The following is a 14,483-nucleotide window of genomic DNA, read 5'->3' as shown; positions in this document are numbered from 1 at the left end:
CGGCGGGAGGGAAGCACACGCGCGGATAGGGTGGAGAGGTGACCGCCCCCGGAATCCTCCTCGTCGACAAGCCCGGTGGGCTGACCAGCCACGACGTCGTGGCGCGGGCGCGCCGGGCGCTGGGCACGCGGAAGATCGGCCATGCCGGGACCCTCGATCCCATGGCCACCGGGCTCCTGGTCCTCGGTGTGGAGGGGGCGACGCGCCTGCTCACGTTCATCGTGGGAGCCGACAAGACCTACACCGCCACGATCCGCCTGGGCGCGCACTCGACGACCGACGACGCCGAGGGCGAGATCACGGACCCGGCCACGCCCGCCGCGCTCGCCGCCGCCGACGACGCGCGGATCGCCGCCGGTGTGCAGGCGCTCACCGGGCCCATCACGCAGGTGCCGAGCGCGGTGTCGGCGATCAAGGTCGACGGGCGTCGGGCGTATGACCGGGTCCGTGCGGGGGAGGAGGTCGAGCTCGCCGCCCGCGAGGTGACCGTCTCCCGATTCGACGTGCACGACATCCGCCGCGACGAGGAGGGCATCGAGATCGACGTGATCGTGGACTGCTCCTCCGGGACCTACATCCGCGCCCTCGCCCGCGATCTGGGCAGGGGGCTGGGCGTCGGCGGGTATCTGACCGCGCTGCGCCGCACGCGGGTGGGGCCGTTCGACGTCGCCGAGGCGGGCGGGATCGACGAGCTGGCCGTGCACCCTCGACTGTCCGCTGCGGTCGCGGCGGCTCGCGTCCTCCCACGGCTCGACGTCTCGGCGGACGAGGCGCGCGATCTGCGTCACGGAAAACGCCTGGTCGGGCAGCGGGAGAGGATCCCCGGCGCGCGCGCCGCGGCCATCGACCCTGCAGGATCGCTCGTGGGGATCGTGGAGCCGCGCGGCGCGGACCTGAAGAGCACGATGAACATGCCGGAACCGGGCGGTGTCGCCGCGGCGGAGGGAGAACGCGCATGATCATCGGGTTCACGATCGCCCAGCTCGCGGTGGCGATCGGCGGCGGTCTGCTGTGCCTCGGCCTGGGGTTCGCCGGGCGTCGTCCCAGCGATCTCTCCGTCGGCGCGCTGGCCCTGCTGGAGCTGCTGCTGGTCGCGCAGGTGGTCGTGGCGATCGTCGCGCCGTTCGTCGGCAACCCGCCGCTGGGCAACGCGCTGGAGTACTGGGTGTATCTCGTCTCCGCGGTCCTGCTGCCGATCGGCGGCGTCCTCTGGGCCCTCCTCGAACGCAGCCGCTGGAGCACCGTGATCATGGGCGTGGTCGCCCTGTCCCTCGCCGTCATGATCTGGCGTATGCAGGTGATCTGGACCACGCCGTTCCCCGGGGTCTGACGCCGCGATCCCCCCGGTCAGCGGCGCGGAGGCGCGGATCGCCGATCCTCCCGCACCGTAGGATGGAAGGCGATATGAGCACCGTCTCGACCCGCCCCGACACGCCCCCGACCCGCCGCATGCGCGGCGTCGGACGCGTTCTCGTCATCGTCTACGCCGTGATGGCCCTGGCCTCGACCGGCCGGTCCTTCGTGCAGATCGTGCAGCGGTTCGACGAGGCCCCGCTCGCCTATGCGCTGTCCGCCGCGGCCGCGGTGGTCTACATCGTCGCGACGCTCGCGCTGATCCTCGCCGGGCGCCCCGGCTGGTACACGGTGGCGTGGGTGGCGATCGTCTTCGAGATGACCGGCGTCCTCGTCGTCGGCGCGCTGAGCCTCCTCGTGCCGGAGATCTTCCAGCACCAGACGGTCTGGTCGCAGTTCGGGCTCGGCTACCTCCTCGTGCCGTTGTTCCTCCCGATCCTCGGGATGTGGTGGTTGCGCACGCACCGCCCGTCCGCGCACGCGGGGGAGGAGCGGGCGTGATCGTCTTCCGCGACCCGTCCGAGATCCCGGCGGACTTCGGCCGCACGGTCGTCGCGATCGGGAAGTTCGACGGCGTCCACGCCGGCCATCGCGCCGTCATCGAACGCGCCCGCGCGGACGCGCAGGCGTTGGGGGCGCGGACCGTCGCCGTCACGTTCGACCGCAACCCGCTCAGCATCCTTCGTCCGGATCGCTGCCCCGACAGCCTCGTGACCGTGGAGCGCAAGCTCGAGCTCCTGGCCGAGTGCGGGCTGGACGCGACTCTCGTCCTCACGTTCGACGAGCAGCTCGCGGCGAGGGAGGCCACCGACTTCGTGCAGTCGATCCTCGTCGACGCGCTGCACGCGGCCGTCATCCTCGTGGGCCGCGACTTCCGGTTCGGCCACCGCGGGGCCGGGACGCCGGAACTGTTGCGCGAGCTGGGCGCGGAGTCCGGCTTCACGGTGGACCTCGTCGAGGACGTGTTCCTGGAAGGCTTCGACCGACGGGTGTCGTCCACCTGGATCCGTGAGCTGCTCGCCGCCGGCGACGTGTCGTTGGCGGCCGCCGTCCTCGGTCGTCCGGTGACGGTCCGCGGCGAGGTCGTGCACGGGCTCAAGCGGGGGCGGGAGCTCGGCTTCCCGACCGCCAACCTCGAGCCGGCCCTGGACGCGCTCGCTCCCGCCGACGGGGTCTACGCCGGGTGGCTGGAGGACCGCACCACGGGTCTGCGCCACCCTGCGGCGATCTCCGTCGGCACCAACCCGACGTTCGACGACGTGCCGCAGCGACAGGTCGAGGCGCACGTGCTCGACCAGGACGACCTGGACCTCTACGGACACGACGCGGTGGTCGAGTTCACCCAGCGGCTGCGGGGGATGACCGCCTTCACCGGCATCGAGCAGCTCAAGGAGAGCATCGCCGCGGACGTCGTGCAGGCACGACGACTTCTCCTGGGCGACGCGGGGCGGTGATGCGCTGCGGCGTCGGGGCGTTCCGATGTCGTAGACTTGACCGCGGAGCCTCCGCGGTCCCTGCGCCACGTTTTCCGGTGCATCGATCGGGAGCGTCGGTCCGACGCGGTTCGCGTGTGCGGATCCGTGCGCGAGAGGACTCCGCCGCCCGCACTGTCCTGGCGTGAGCCGCATGCGGGGCATCCGTACGTTCGCCATCCGGCGAAGATGGCATCCACGCTCAGGAGGAGCATGCCGACCACGGCGACCGCCACTCGGCGGAAGAAGACGTCGCGTCGAGACGACGACGCACCCCTCATCCCGATCCTCGCGCGCAAGGTGCGCGAGATCGAGGCCAAGGCACAGCGGGGCAAGCTGGGTCCGACCAATCGGGTGAAGTTCCAGGTCATCGCCTTCCTCGTGCGAGAGGAGCGCGCCCGGGTGAAGGCGCAGGAGGACATCGCCGACGCCGCGCGCGCCGAGCTCCTCAAGCGCCTGGACGGCGTCGCGACGATCCTCGCGAAGACGGCCGCGCGGGACACATCCCTCATCCAGCTGCTGGAAGCCGACCAAGCCACGAGCCCGGTCGCCAAGCGGATGCGGCGCGACTGGCTGCTGGAATCGGGTGCGGAGCTGCCGCCGGAGGAACTCGTCATCACCGACGTGGCTCCGGTCCAGGCACCCGTCGTGCCTGCGGCTCTGGCCGAGCGTCAGGTGACGCCGCCGTCGGTGGAGTCCCGTCTGATGGCCAACCCCTTCCTCGCCCCGGACCTGACGCCGCGACCGACGACGACCCCGCGGCGACGTCTCGACGGCTGGGAGCTGATGGGGCCGCTGTACAAGGCGTTCGAGACCGGTGCCGGAGGGCAGGCGGCCTCCATGGAGCTGCCCCCGGTTCCGGAGTACGACCACATCTCTCCCAAGGGGCTCGAGGTCATGGTCCACCAGGCACGGTTCCTGGAGGCCGTCCGGGCCGGGCACCGCTCCTTCCTCCTCGCCGACGAGCCCGGCCTCGGCAAGACCGCCCAGTCGGTGCTCGCCGCGTCCGTCGCGAACGCCTACCCGCTGCTCGTGGTCGTCCCGAACGTCGTCAAGATGAACTGGGCGCGCGAGGTCGAGCGCTGGACCCCCCGGCGTCGCGCGACGGTCATCCAGGGGGACGGGCAGGACATCGACGCGTTCGCCGACGTCTTCATCGTCAACTACGAGATCCTCGACCGCCACCTGTCCTGGCTCGGAGCGATCGGCCTGCGCGGCATGGTGGTGGACGAGGCGCACTTCATCAAGAACCTCTCGTCCCAGCGGTCGCAGAACGTGCTGGCGCTCGCCTCGCGGGTGCGGGAGACGACGCCCGGGGGCGCGCCCCTGCTCATGGCGCTCACCGGGACGCCGCTCATCAACGACGTCGAGGACTTCGACGCGATCTGGCGCTTCCTCGGCTGGACCACGGGCGACAAGCCCGCCCCGCCGCTCATGGAGAAGCTCGACGAGACCGGGCTGACCCCCGCGGACAAGGCCTTCTACCCGGAAGCGCGCGACGCGGTGATCTCGATGGGGATCGTGCGGCGCAAGAAGATCGACGTCGCGGCGGACCTGCCCGACAAGCTCATCGCGGACCTTCCCGTCCAGCTCGACGACGAGTACGGCCGCAGCATCCGCGAGGCGGAGCGCGAGCTGGGCGAGCGGCTCGCGGCGCGCTACCGCCGCATCCTCGAGGCGCGCGGCGAGCGGGGCACGGGCGGCACCCTCGAAGCGGGGGAGATCGACGACGACATCGTGCGCCTGGTCGCTCAGAACGAGCTCGAGGAATCGAAGGCCGCGGGCACCGGCGGGGACAACGTCTTCACGATGGTGCGCCGGATCGGCCAGGCGAAGGCTCTGCTGGCCGCCGACTACGCGGCCCAGCTGCAGCGGTCCGTCGGCAAGGTCGTGTTCTTCGCGAAGCACATCGACGTCATGGACCAGGCCGAGGCGCACTTCGCCGCCGCAGGCATCCGGGCCGTCTCGATCCGCGGCGACCAGTCGACGCCCGCCCGCCAGCAGGCGATCGACGACTTCAACGCCGATCCGGAGGTGGGGATCGCGGTGTGCTCGCTGACCGCCGCGGGCGTCGGCGTCAACCTCCAGGCCGCGTCCAACGTGGTGCTCGCCGAGCTCAGCTGGACGGCCGCGGAGCAGACGCAGGCGATCGACCGCGTGCACCGCATCGGTCAGGACGAGCCGGTCACCGCATGGCGCATCCTCGCGGCGCACACGATCGACACGAAGATCGCGGAGCTCATCGATCAGAAGCAGGGCCTGGCGGCCCGCGCGCTCGACGGCGAGGCCGTGGACGAGGCGGCGAGCGAGTCCGTGCAGCTGGCAGCCCTCATGCATCTCGTCCGGGAGGCCCTCGGCGGCGAGTGACGGCATCCGGCATCGGAAGGCCTCGGCACCTCGTGCCGGGGCCTTCCGGTCGTTTCGGCTCAAGAAGTCACATTCCTTCCCGTCATTTCGGTCCGTGAGCGGCCAACCACGGCAAGAACGGGAGAATCGCGGAGAAGCGGCGTCAAGAAGTCCGGTTTTCGGCACCGTCGAATGGCGCCGGCTGGCCCGCGACGCTAGGGTCGGGAGAGGCAACGGCGCCGATCCCCCCACCCGAACACCCGAAGGCGGCAGCATGAAGATCGGCATCCTCACCAGCGGCGGCGACTGCCCCGGCCTGAACGCGGTCATCCGCGGCATCGTGCTCAAGGGGACGACCACCTACGACCTGGAGTTCGTCGGCATCCGCGACGGATGGCGCGGAGTGGTCGACGGCGATGTCTTCCCGCTGACCCGGCACGAGGTGAAGGGGCTCTCCAAGGTGGGCGGCACGATCCTCGGCACGAGCCGCACGAACCCGTACGACGGTGAGCGCGGCGGCCCCGAGAACATCTCGCGCACGCTCGCGAAGCACGGCATCGACGGCATCGTCGCGATCGGCGGAGAGGGCACGCTCGCCGCGGCGAACCGCCTCTCCGGCGACGGCATCCAGGTGCTCGGCGTGCCGAAGACGATCGACAACGACCTGCGCGCGACGGACTACTCCTTCGGATTCGACACTGCGGTGAACATCGCCACGGATGCGATGGATCGCCTCCGTACCACGGGGGACTCCCACCAGCGGTGCATGGTCGCGGAGGTGATGGGCCGTCACGTCGGGTGGATCGCCCTGCACGCGGGCATGGCTGCCGGGGCGCACGTGATCTGCATCCCCGAGGTGCCGATGTCCATGGAGGAGATCTGCGCCCTCGTCACCAGCGCGCAGGACCGCGGCCGGGCGCCGCTCGTCGTCGTGTCCGAAGGCTTCACGCTGAAGGGCATGGAGCACGCCTACAGCGACAAGGGCCTGGACGCGTTCAACCGTCCGCGTCTGGGCGGGATCAGCGAGATCCTCGCGCCGGAGATCGAGCGGATCACCGGGATCGAGACGCGTTCCACGGTGCTCGGGCACATCCAGCGCGGGGGATCGCCCTCGGCCTTCGACCGGGTCCTGGCGACCCGGCTGGGCCTGCACGCGGCCGACGCCATCGTCGATGAGGCGTGGGGTCAGATGGTCGCGCTGCGCGGGACGGACATCGTCCGCGTGCCGTTCGCCGAGGCCCTCGGCGAGCTCAACACCGTGCCCCTGAGCCGCTACGAGGAGGCCGCCGCCCTCTTCGGCTGACCCTGGTTCCGTCCCGCCGTCTCCCGGCCTCGATTCAGGCAAACGCGCGGGATCAGGCGACGACGGCGTTCACCCGCCTGTTCTCGCGCGTCTGCCTGTTCTGGCGTGGGGCGCTGGCCACGGCGCGGGCTCAGGCAGTCGCGCGGGGTCAGGCGGTGTTGTCGCGTGACTGCCTGGTCTGGCGCGACTGCCTGTTCTGGCGTGGGGCGCTGGCCACGGCGTGGGGTCAGGCGGTCACGTGGGGTCTAGGCGGTGTTGTCGCGTGGATGCCTGTTGTCGCGCGTCTGCCTGTTCTCGCGCGTCTGCCTGATCTCGTGGGATCAGGCGCGGTGAAGGCCCTGCGCGATCGCGGTGAGCACCGTCGCCTGCACCTCGTGTCCGCGGTGCTGCACCTGGTGCGGATCGAAGCGCAGCACGGTGTAGCCCCTGAGCGCCAGCCGTGCGTCGGCACGGATGTCCCGACGACGTTCTCGCGCCGTGCTGTGGTGGGCGAAGCCGTCGACCTGGATGCCCAGTCGCTCGCCGATCAGCCCGTCCAGCGGGTGGCCATCGATCCAGACCTGTTGCCGGACGGCCACTCCGACCTCGCGCATCAGGGCGACGAACGAGGACTCGGGGCCGGAATCGGACCGCGAGCCGACGAGTCCTGCGAGATCCGCGGCGGCACGCGTTCGCCACCTGACCCGCTCCAGGACGTCGACGTCGACTCGGTCGCGCCGGATCGCGGACTCCCAGATCGCCAAGGCATCCTCACGGGGAAGACACGACGCGACGTGGAAGAGGACGTTCAGGATCGGCTCTTCATGGGCGCGCGGAGGCACCGGGACAGGTCCTTGCGCGCAATGCACGCGCAGTCCGGACGGGTCGAACCGGGAAGCCGTGCGCGGAAGCGCGACGTGCACGTCGTGCGACGCCACATCCCACAGCCCGAGGAGCGAGGCAGCGGTGACGCATGTGACGCGTCCGCCGGCGGCCGCCGCGACGACCCGCCGGCCATCGCAGTCCGGGGTCACCAGCCAGGAGCGGCGGACGCGGCGCAACTCGTCGCGAGCCACCGCCTCCCGCACCCGGTGGTCGGTGAACCCGGCGGCGCGCAGCGTCGACGAGTGAACGGCGCCGCCGCGCCGGCGGACCCAGTCGGTGGCAGTTGAGGTCGGCATCCGTCGATCGTCCCGAGCGCGCGTCGTCCTCGGGTCGGCGCGACGTGATCTGTGGAGGAACGGCGGCAACCCGCGGCCGTGCAGGGCGAAGGGGAGGGACGCGGGATCAGGCGAACGCGCGGATTCAGGCAGGGCGCGCCCATGGATGCCTGAATCCGCGCGATCGCCTGAATCGGCGTTCGAGGCCTGGGGCGCACTTCACGCCGTTCGCCGCCCCGCGGGGCGGATCACCGGGCGCGAGGCGCGCGCCGCCGGAGGCGCCGCATCCCGCGGGTCAGGCGACGCCGAGGCGGTCGAGGATCCAGGCCAGCTCGAACGCGCGCTCGCGCCAGGCGTTGTAGCGCCCGCTGACGCCGCCGTGGCCGGCGACCATCTCGCACTTGAGCAGCGCGTCCGTCGCTCCGGCGTCGCGCAGTCGCGCCACCCACTTCACCGGCTCGACGTAGAGCACCCGCGTGTCGTTCAACGACGTCACGGCGAGGATGGGCGGGTAGACGACCCCGTCGCGCACGTTCTCGTACGGCGTGTACGACTTCATGTACGCGTACACCTCCGGATCGTGCAGCGGATCGCCCCACTCGTCCCACTCGATCACGGTCAGCGGCAGGGACGGGTCGAGGATCGTGGTCAGCGCGTCGACGAAGGGGACAGAGGCGAGGATCCCCCCGAACAGCTCCGGCGCGAGGTTCGCCACCGCGCCCATCAGCAGACCGCCGGCGCTGCCGCCCTCGGCGACCAGGCGGCCGGGCGAGGTGATGCCGGCGTCGACGAGGTGACGCGCGACCACGACGAAGTCCGTGAACGTGTTGCGCTTGTTGCCGAGCTTGCCGTCCTCGTACCACTGGCGGCCGAGCTCGCCCCCGCCCCGCACGTGCGCCACGGCGAACACCACGCCACGGTCGAGCTCGGACAGGCGCATGGCGGAGAAGCCCGGGTCGATCGAGTGCTCGTACGAGCCGTAGCCGTAGAGGTGGACGGGACGGTCGCCGACCGCGTCCGGACCGACAGGGGATCCGGCCGAGCGCTTCCAGACGAGGGAGATCGGCACGCGGGTCCCATCCTCGGCGGTCGCCCAGTCGCGGGCCTGGGCGTACTCGGCCGGGTCGTAGCCGCCGAGGACCGGCTGGCGCTTGCGGAGGTGGAGCTCACGCGTGGCGAGGTCGAGGTCGTACACCGTGGAGGGGGTGACGAAGGACGAGTACCCGAGGCGCAGCGTCGGCGCGGCCCACTCCGGGTTGCCGCCGAGCCCCGCCGAGTACAGCGGCTCGGCGAACTCGAGCTCGTCCAGCGCACCGCTGCCGACGTCCAGCAGCGCGATGCGGCTGGTCCCCTCGCGGCGGTACTCCACCGCCGTCACGTCGCGGAAGCAATCGACGTCCTCCAGCCGGCGACCCGGGGTGTGCGGGATGAGCACCCGTCGCGCGCCCTGAGGGTCGTCGGGGGAGACGGCGACGAGCTCGAAGTCCAGCGCGCCGTCGTTGTGCAGCACGAGCAGCTCGTCCCGTCCGTCGACGACGGCGTGGTCGATCGAGTACTCGACGCCCTCGCGCCGCGGCCAGACCACCCGCGGGGCAGCGGTGAGGTCGTCCACGTCCAGGAGGTATTCCTCGCTGGTGATGTTGGAACCGAGCCCGATGACGAGGAAGCGGCGGCTGCGCGTGATGCCCGCACCCAGCCAGAAGCGCTCGTCCGGCTCGTGGAACAGGCGCACGTCCTCGGTCACGTCCGTTCCGATCCGGTGCAGCCACAGGGTGTCCGGGCGCCAGGAGTCGTCCACGGTCGTGTAGACGATGCCGGTGCCGTCGGGCGTGAAGAACGCCCCGGACGTACCGGGGATCTCGTCCGCCAGCCTCTCGCCCGAGACGAGGTCGCGCACCCGGACGGTGTAGCGCTCGTCTCCCTCGAAGTCCGTGGACCAGAGCAGGCGCGTGGCGTCGTCCGAGACGTCGAAGGCGCCGAGGGAGAAGAAGTCGTGCCCTTCGGCCTCCGCGTTGCCGTCGAGCAGGATCTCCTCACCGGGCACGGGGATCTGCGGGTCCAGCACGGGCGGGACCCAGTCGCCGTCGTCCGCGATCCGGGCGCGGCACTGCAGCCCGTACTGCTGGCCTTCGACCGTGCGGCCGTAGTACCACCAGTCGCCGCGACGCGTGGGCACGGACAGATCGGTCTCCTGCACGCGGCCCTTGATCTCGGCGAAGAGGGTCTCGCGCAGCGGTGCGAGGTGCGCGGTGCGCTCTTCGGTGTACGCGTTCTCCGCCTCCAGGTGGGCGATCACCTCCGGATCGTCCTTCGCGCGGAGCCACTCGTACGGGTCCTCGACCACGTCGCCGTGGTGGGTTCGGGTGTGCGCGCGGCGGGCGGCGCGAGGGGGTTCCGGGCGGGTGGCGGCGTCGACGGAGTTCACCCGTCCACGCTATCCGACCGCCGGGCACGCGGGCGCGGGGTCGAGTTGACCGCCGCGGGGCTCGGTGGGATCATTTCCCCGGGCCCGTTAACGGATGCTGAACCCACGGTGAACTCTTCGTTCGTCACGCCGATCTCGTCGGCAACCCTGCAACTGACGCGACTACTCAACGAAAGAGAACGGTGGAAACCGCAGCCCTCATCGTCGTGCTGGTGATCCTGCTGGCACTCTTCTTCGACTTCACCAACGGGTTCCACGACACCGCGAATGCGATGGCCACCCCGATCGCGACGGGGGCGCTCAAGCCGAAGACGGCCGTCCTGCTCGCGGCGTGTCTGAACCTCGTCGGTGCGTTCCTCTCCACCGAGGTCTCGCAGACCGTGTCGCACGGGATCATCAACGAGGAGAGCATCAGCGGGCAGGCGGAGATCTTCCTGCCGATGATCTTCGCCGGGCTCATCGGCGCGATCACCTGGAACATGCTCACCTGGCTGCTGGGTCTGCCGTCCAGTTCGTCGCATGCTCTGTTCGGCGGGCTCATCGGCGCGACCGTGGTGGGTGTCGGGTTCGCCGGCATCAACTTCGGCGCGGTGCTGTCCAAGGTGATCCTCCCGGCACTGATCGCGCCGGTCACGGCCGGGCTGATCGCCTTCGCCGCGACGAAGGTCGCCTACGGGATCACCCGCCGGTACGACGGCAGGCCGGACGGACGCTCCGGCTTCCGCTGGGGGCAGATCTTCACCTCGTCGATGGTGGCGCTCGCGCACGGCACCAACGACGCGCAGAAGACCATGGGCGTGATCACGCTCGCGCTCATCACCGTCGGCTGGCAGAGCTCGTCCCAGGCGGACCCGCACCTCTGGGTGATCGTCGCCTGCGCGGTGACCATCGCCCTCGGCACGTATCTCGGCGGATGGCGCATCATCCGCACGCTCGGCAAGGGGCTGACGGAGGTCAAGCCCGCGCAGGGCTTCGCCGCGGAGAGCTCCACCGCGGCGACGATCCTGGCCTCCAGCGCCTTCGGGTTCGCGCTGTCCACGACACAGGTGGCGTCCGGCTCGGTCATCGGCTCCGGACTCGGGCGCCGTGGCTCGACGGTCCGCTGGGCGACGGCGGGACGCATCGCGATCGGGTGGCTGCTCACCCTTCCCGCGGCCGGGGCGGTCGGCGCGGTCGCGGCCGTCATCGTGGTGTGGCTGGGGACGGCGGGCGTCATCGTGGACGCGATCCTCGCGCTCGTGGTGATCGTCGGTCTCTACCTCCGCTCCCGAAAGAACGCGGTGACGCATGCCAACGCGATGAGCGATGTGGCGGAGTCGGGCCTCGCCGTGGAGCTCCCCGAGAACCCCGGGCCGACCCGGCGGACCACCCGGATCGAGCTCGCACGGGCACAGGCGCGCGCCGAGCGCAAGGCCGCAGAGGCGGAGAAGGCGGCCAAGCGCGCCAAGAAGCTCGAGAAGTCGGTCGGCAAGGGTCCGGAGGTGAAGGCGGCGCGCAAGGCCGCGGAGCGCGCGGCGCGCAAGCTCGCCGAGGCCGAGGTCGCCGCACAGGAGTGGGAGCGGCTCGGCGCGAGCCGCCGGGCCCGCGCGGAGCTGGCCGAATGGGACGGCACGACCGAAGGGGAGGAGAAGCGATGAGCGTCGAGATCGACTGGTCGGCCTTCGTCAGCGTGTTCCTCGCCGCCCTCGTCGGGGCGGTCGCGATCGTCGGCTTCTATGCGCTCGGGCTGCGTCTGCTCGTGCGTGCCGGCAAGGTCCCCGTCGTCACGCCCGCCGAGTTCACGGATGCGATCGCGGTCGTGTCGGAGAAGGAGATCCGTCGCGCGGCGAAGCAGGCGGAGAAGGCGGCGCGCAAGAGCCCGCTGACCGAGGGGCAGAAGCGTCTCGCCCTGGTGGCCGCGTACGTCTGCTTCACGCTGTGCGCGCTCGCCGTGATCGCGGGGATCGTCCTCATCGTCCGCGGGTGACGATAGCCTGACGGCATGTCCACGGGAGAGTCCGCGGCAGTGCGGTTCGGCCGCTACGCCCCTCCGACGCACACCCTGATCCACGTCAGCGATCCCCACCTCCTCGCCGGCGGGGCGCGGCTCGGGGATCGCTTCGACGTCGACGCCACCCTCGCGCGCACGTTGGCCGCGATCGAGCGGGTCGAGGCCCGCCCCGACGCGATCGTCGTGACCGGCGACCTCGCCGACCTGGGCGAGCCGGACGCGTACCGGCGGCTGCGCGCCGCGGTCGAGCCGGTGGCGGAGCGGCTGAACGCGCCGGTGGTCTGGGTGGCGGGGAACCACGACGAGCGGCCGGAGTTCCGCGCGCATCTGCTCGACGCGGAGCCGACGGAGGAGCCGGTCACCGGCGTCTGGGACCTCGGCGGCCTTCGTCTCGTCGCCGTGGACACGAGCGTTCCCGGATGGCACCACGGCGACATCGACCCGGAGCAGCTCGCGTGGCTGGCCGACGTGCTGCGGGAGCCGGCGCCGCACGGCACGCTCCTGGCCATGCACCACCCGCCGGTCCCGAGCCACCTGCCGTTCTTCGACATCCTGGAGCTGCGCCATCAGGAGGAGCTCGCCGCGGTGCTGGCCGGCACCGACGTGCGCGGGATCCTCGCCGGGCACCTGCACTACTCGCTGAGCGGGACGTTCGCCGGAATCCCGGTGAGCGTCGCGTCCGCGACCTGCTACACGATGGACGTCGCCCTGCCGGCGCCGGAGGTCAACGGACGGGACGCGGCGCAGGCGTTCCAGCTCGTGCACGTGCGCCCGGAAACGATCACGCACACCGTCGTGCCGGTCGTCGAGGCGGAGACGGTGGACGCGTTCAGCGCGGAGTGGGTCGCGCGCATGGCGGCGCTGAGCCCCGAGGCGCGGCTGGAGGCGTTCTCGCGGAAGCCGGAGCGCTGAGCGCACGACGATAGACTGGTCGCATCCCCCTTCCTCCCGTTCGTCACCACCCACAAGGATGTGTCCATGGCCGCTGACGCGCCTGCCCTGACCCGCACTGAGACCGACTCCCTCGGCAGCAAGGAGATCCCCGCCGACGCGTACTGGGGGATCCACACGCTCCGTGCGGAGGAGAACTTCCCGATCACGAAGCGCCCGATCTCGGTGTACCCCGACCTGATCCGCGCCCTGGCCATGGTGAAGCAGGCCAGTGCGCGGGCGAACAAGGAGATCGGTGTGCTCGACGCCGATCGCGCGGACCTCATCGACGCCGCCGCGCAGCGCGTCATCGACGGCGAGTTCCACGACCAGTTCGTGGTCGGCGTGATCCAGGGCGGCGCGGGGACGTCGACCAACATGAACGCCAACGAGGTGATCACCAACATCGCCCTCGAGATGGCCGGCCGGGAGAAGGGCGACTACGACTTCCTGTCGCCCATCGACCACACCAACCGCAGCCAGTCGACGAACGACGTGTACCCGACGGCCGTCAAGATCGGGCTCTCCCTCAACCTCGTGGCGCTGCTGGACGAGCTCGACCTGCTGCGCCGCTCCTTCCTCTCGAAGGCCGCCGAGTTCCACGACGTGCTCAAGGTCGGGCGCACGCAGCTCCAGGACGCGGTGCCGATGACCCTGGGGCAGGAGTTCCACGGGTTCGCGACGACGCTCGGGTACGACCACACGCGTCTGACCGAGAACGCGTCGCTCCTGTTCGAGATCAACATGGGCGCCACGGCGATCGGCACCGGCATCACCACCCACCCCGCCTATGCGGCCGCGGTGCTGCGCCACCTGCGGGAGATCTCGGGCCTCGACCTGGTGACCGCCGACGACCTCGTCGAGGCGACGAGCGACACCGGCTCCTTCATGTCGTTCTCCGCATCCCTCAAGCGCAACGCGATCAAGCTCTCCAAGATCTGCAACGACCTCCGTCTGCTCTCCTCCGGTCCGCAGGCCGGGCTCGGCGAGATCAACCTCCCGGCGATGCAGGCCGGATCCAGCATCATGCCGGGCAAGGTCAACCCGGTGATCCCCGAGGTCGTGAACCAGGTCGCCTTCGCCGTCGCCGGCGCGGACATGACGGTCACGATGGCGGTCGAGGGCGGTCAGCTCCAGCTGAACGCATTCGAGCCGGTGATCGCGCACTCGATCTTCCAGTCGATCACGTGGATGCGTCAGGCGATGTGGACCCTGCGGGTCAACTGCGTGGACGGCATCACGGCGAACCGGGATCGGCTCGGCGCGATGGTGGGATCGTCGGTCGGGGTCATCACCGCGCTGACGCCCTTCATCGGCTACGCCGCCTCGGCGGCGCTCGCGAAGACCGCCCTGCTCACGCACCGCAGCGTCGCCGACCTCGTGGTCGAGGCCGGTCTGATGTCGCGCGAGGACGTCACGAAGCAGCTCTCGCCCGCCCGCCTGTCGGGGCTGGAGACCGTCACCGCCGCGATCCCGGTCATCGCGGCCGAGGACCTCGCGGACGACTGATCCCCCGAGCACGCAG

12 protein-coding genes are annotated in these 14,483 nt (G+C 71.0%); 10 read left to right on the top strand and 2 right to left on the bottom strand.

Translation table 11 applies throughout. The features are described 5' to 3' along the window. The first annotated feature begins 38 nt into the window (after window positions 1–38). From truB to K8F61_RS07085, 6 genes are all read left to right on the top strand, one after another. Entirely contained in the window at window positions 39–959 is a 921-nt protein-coding gene (truB, locus tag K8F61_RS07110) for a tRNA pseudouridine(55) synthase TruB (RefSeq protein ID WP_231821163.1), read from the top strand. Beyond that, window positions 956–1,330 carry a hypothetical protein gene (locus K8F61_RS07105; RefSeq protein ID WP_067247634.1) on the top strand — a complete coding sequence of 125 codons (375 nt, stop codon included), beginning with the start codon at window positions 956–958 and terminating at the stop codon, window positions 1,328–1,330. The genes truB and K8F61_RS07105 overlap by 4 nt, the downstream gene beginning before the upstream one ends. A 119-nt stretch (window positions 1,331–1,449) precedes the next feature. Next, window positions 1,450–1,854 carry a hypothetical protein gene (locus K8F61_RS07100; RefSeq protein WP_174522544.1) on the top strand — a complete coding sequence of 135 codons (405 nt, stop codon included), beginning with the start codon at window positions 1,450–1,452 and terminating at the stop codon, window positions 1,852–1,854. Beyond that, window positions 1,851–2,807 carry a bifunctional riboflavin kinase/FAD synthetase gene (locus tag K8F61_RS07095; protein ID WP_219084638.1) on the top strand — a complete coding sequence of 319 codons (957 nt, stop codon included), beginning with the start codon at window positions 1,851–1,853 and terminating at the stop codon, window positions 2,805–2,807. Before K8F61_RS07100 ends, K8F61_RS07095 begins: the two co-directional genes overlap by 4 nt. 231 nt (window positions 2,808–3,038) lie before the next feature. Further along, complete coding sequence (locus K8F61_RS07090; protein ID WP_231821162.1) at window positions 3,039–5,192, top strand: DEAD/DEAH box helicase; 2,154 nt, start codon at window positions 3,039–3,041, stop codon at window positions 5,190–5,192. 253 nt (window positions 5,193–5,445) lie between these two features. Next, window positions 5,446–6,474, top strand: a complete 1,029-nt coding sequence (locus K8F61_RS07085; RefSeq protein ID WP_067247646.1) for a 6-phosphofructokinase — start codon at window positions 5,446–5,448, stop codon at window positions 6,472–6,474. Between the two features lie 320 nt (window positions 6,475–6,794). On the opposite strand, the gene K8F61_RS07080 is transcribed toward K8F61_RS07085, so the two are convergent. Together K8F61_RS07080 and K8F61_RS07075 are read right to left on the bottom strand one after the other, a co-directional pair. Then, entirely contained in the window at window positions 6,795–7,634 is an 840-nt protein-coding gene (locus K8F61_RS07080; protein WP_231821161.1) for a DUF559 domain-containing protein, read from the bottom strand. A gap of 274 nt (window positions 7,635–7,908) precedes the next feature. After that, window positions 7,909–10,038, bottom strand: coding sequence for a S9 family peptidase (locus K8F61_RS07075; RefSeq protein WP_231821160.1), 2,130 nt, complete (start codon window positions 10,036–10,038; stop codon window positions 7,909–7,911). A 182-nt stretch (window positions 10,039–10,220) separates the two neighbouring features. Between K8F61_RS07075 and K8F61_RS07070 the strand changes: the two genes are divergently transcribed. The 4 genes from K8F61_RS07070 (at window position 10,221) to K8F61_RS07055 (ending at window position 14,467) form a co-directional block, all read left to right on the top strand. Beyond that, window positions 10,221–11,675 (top strand): inorganic phosphate transporter, encoded by a 1,455-nt coding sequence (locus tag K8F61_RS07070; protein ID WP_084344651.1) that lies wholly within the window; start codon window positions 10,221–10,223, stop codon window positions 11,673–11,675. Then, entirely contained in the window at window positions 11,672–12,004 is a 333-nt protein-coding gene (locus tag K8F61_RS07065; RefSeq protein ID WP_067247657.1) for a peptidase, read from the top strand. Before K8F61_RS07070 ends, K8F61_RS07065 begins: the two co-directional genes overlap by 4 nt. A 15-nt stretch (window positions 12,005–12,019) precedes the next feature. Next, the gene (locus tag K8F61_RS07060; RefSeq protein ID WP_231821159.1) at window positions 12,020–12,940 is read left to right on the top strand and encodes a phosphodiesterase; all 921 of its coding nucleotides are present in this window, start codon (window positions 12,020–12,022) and stop codon (window positions 12,938–12,940) included. Between the two features lie 66 nt (window positions 12,941–13,006). Further along, window positions 13,007–14,467 (top strand): aspartate ammonia-lyase, encoded by a 1,461-nt coding sequence (locus tag K8F61_RS07055; RefSeq protein WP_067247663.1) that lies wholly within the window; start codon window positions 13,007–13,009, stop codon window positions 14,465–14,467. Window positions 14,468–14,483 lie beyond the last annotated feature (16 nt).

Source organism: Microbacterium resistens, assembly GCF_021172025.1.
Taxonomy (GTDB): Bacteria; Actinomycetota; Actinomycetes; order Actinomycetales; family Microbacteriaceae; genus Microbacterium; species Microbacterium resistens.
This window is presented reverse-complemented; position numbering and strand designations above follow the sequence as displayed.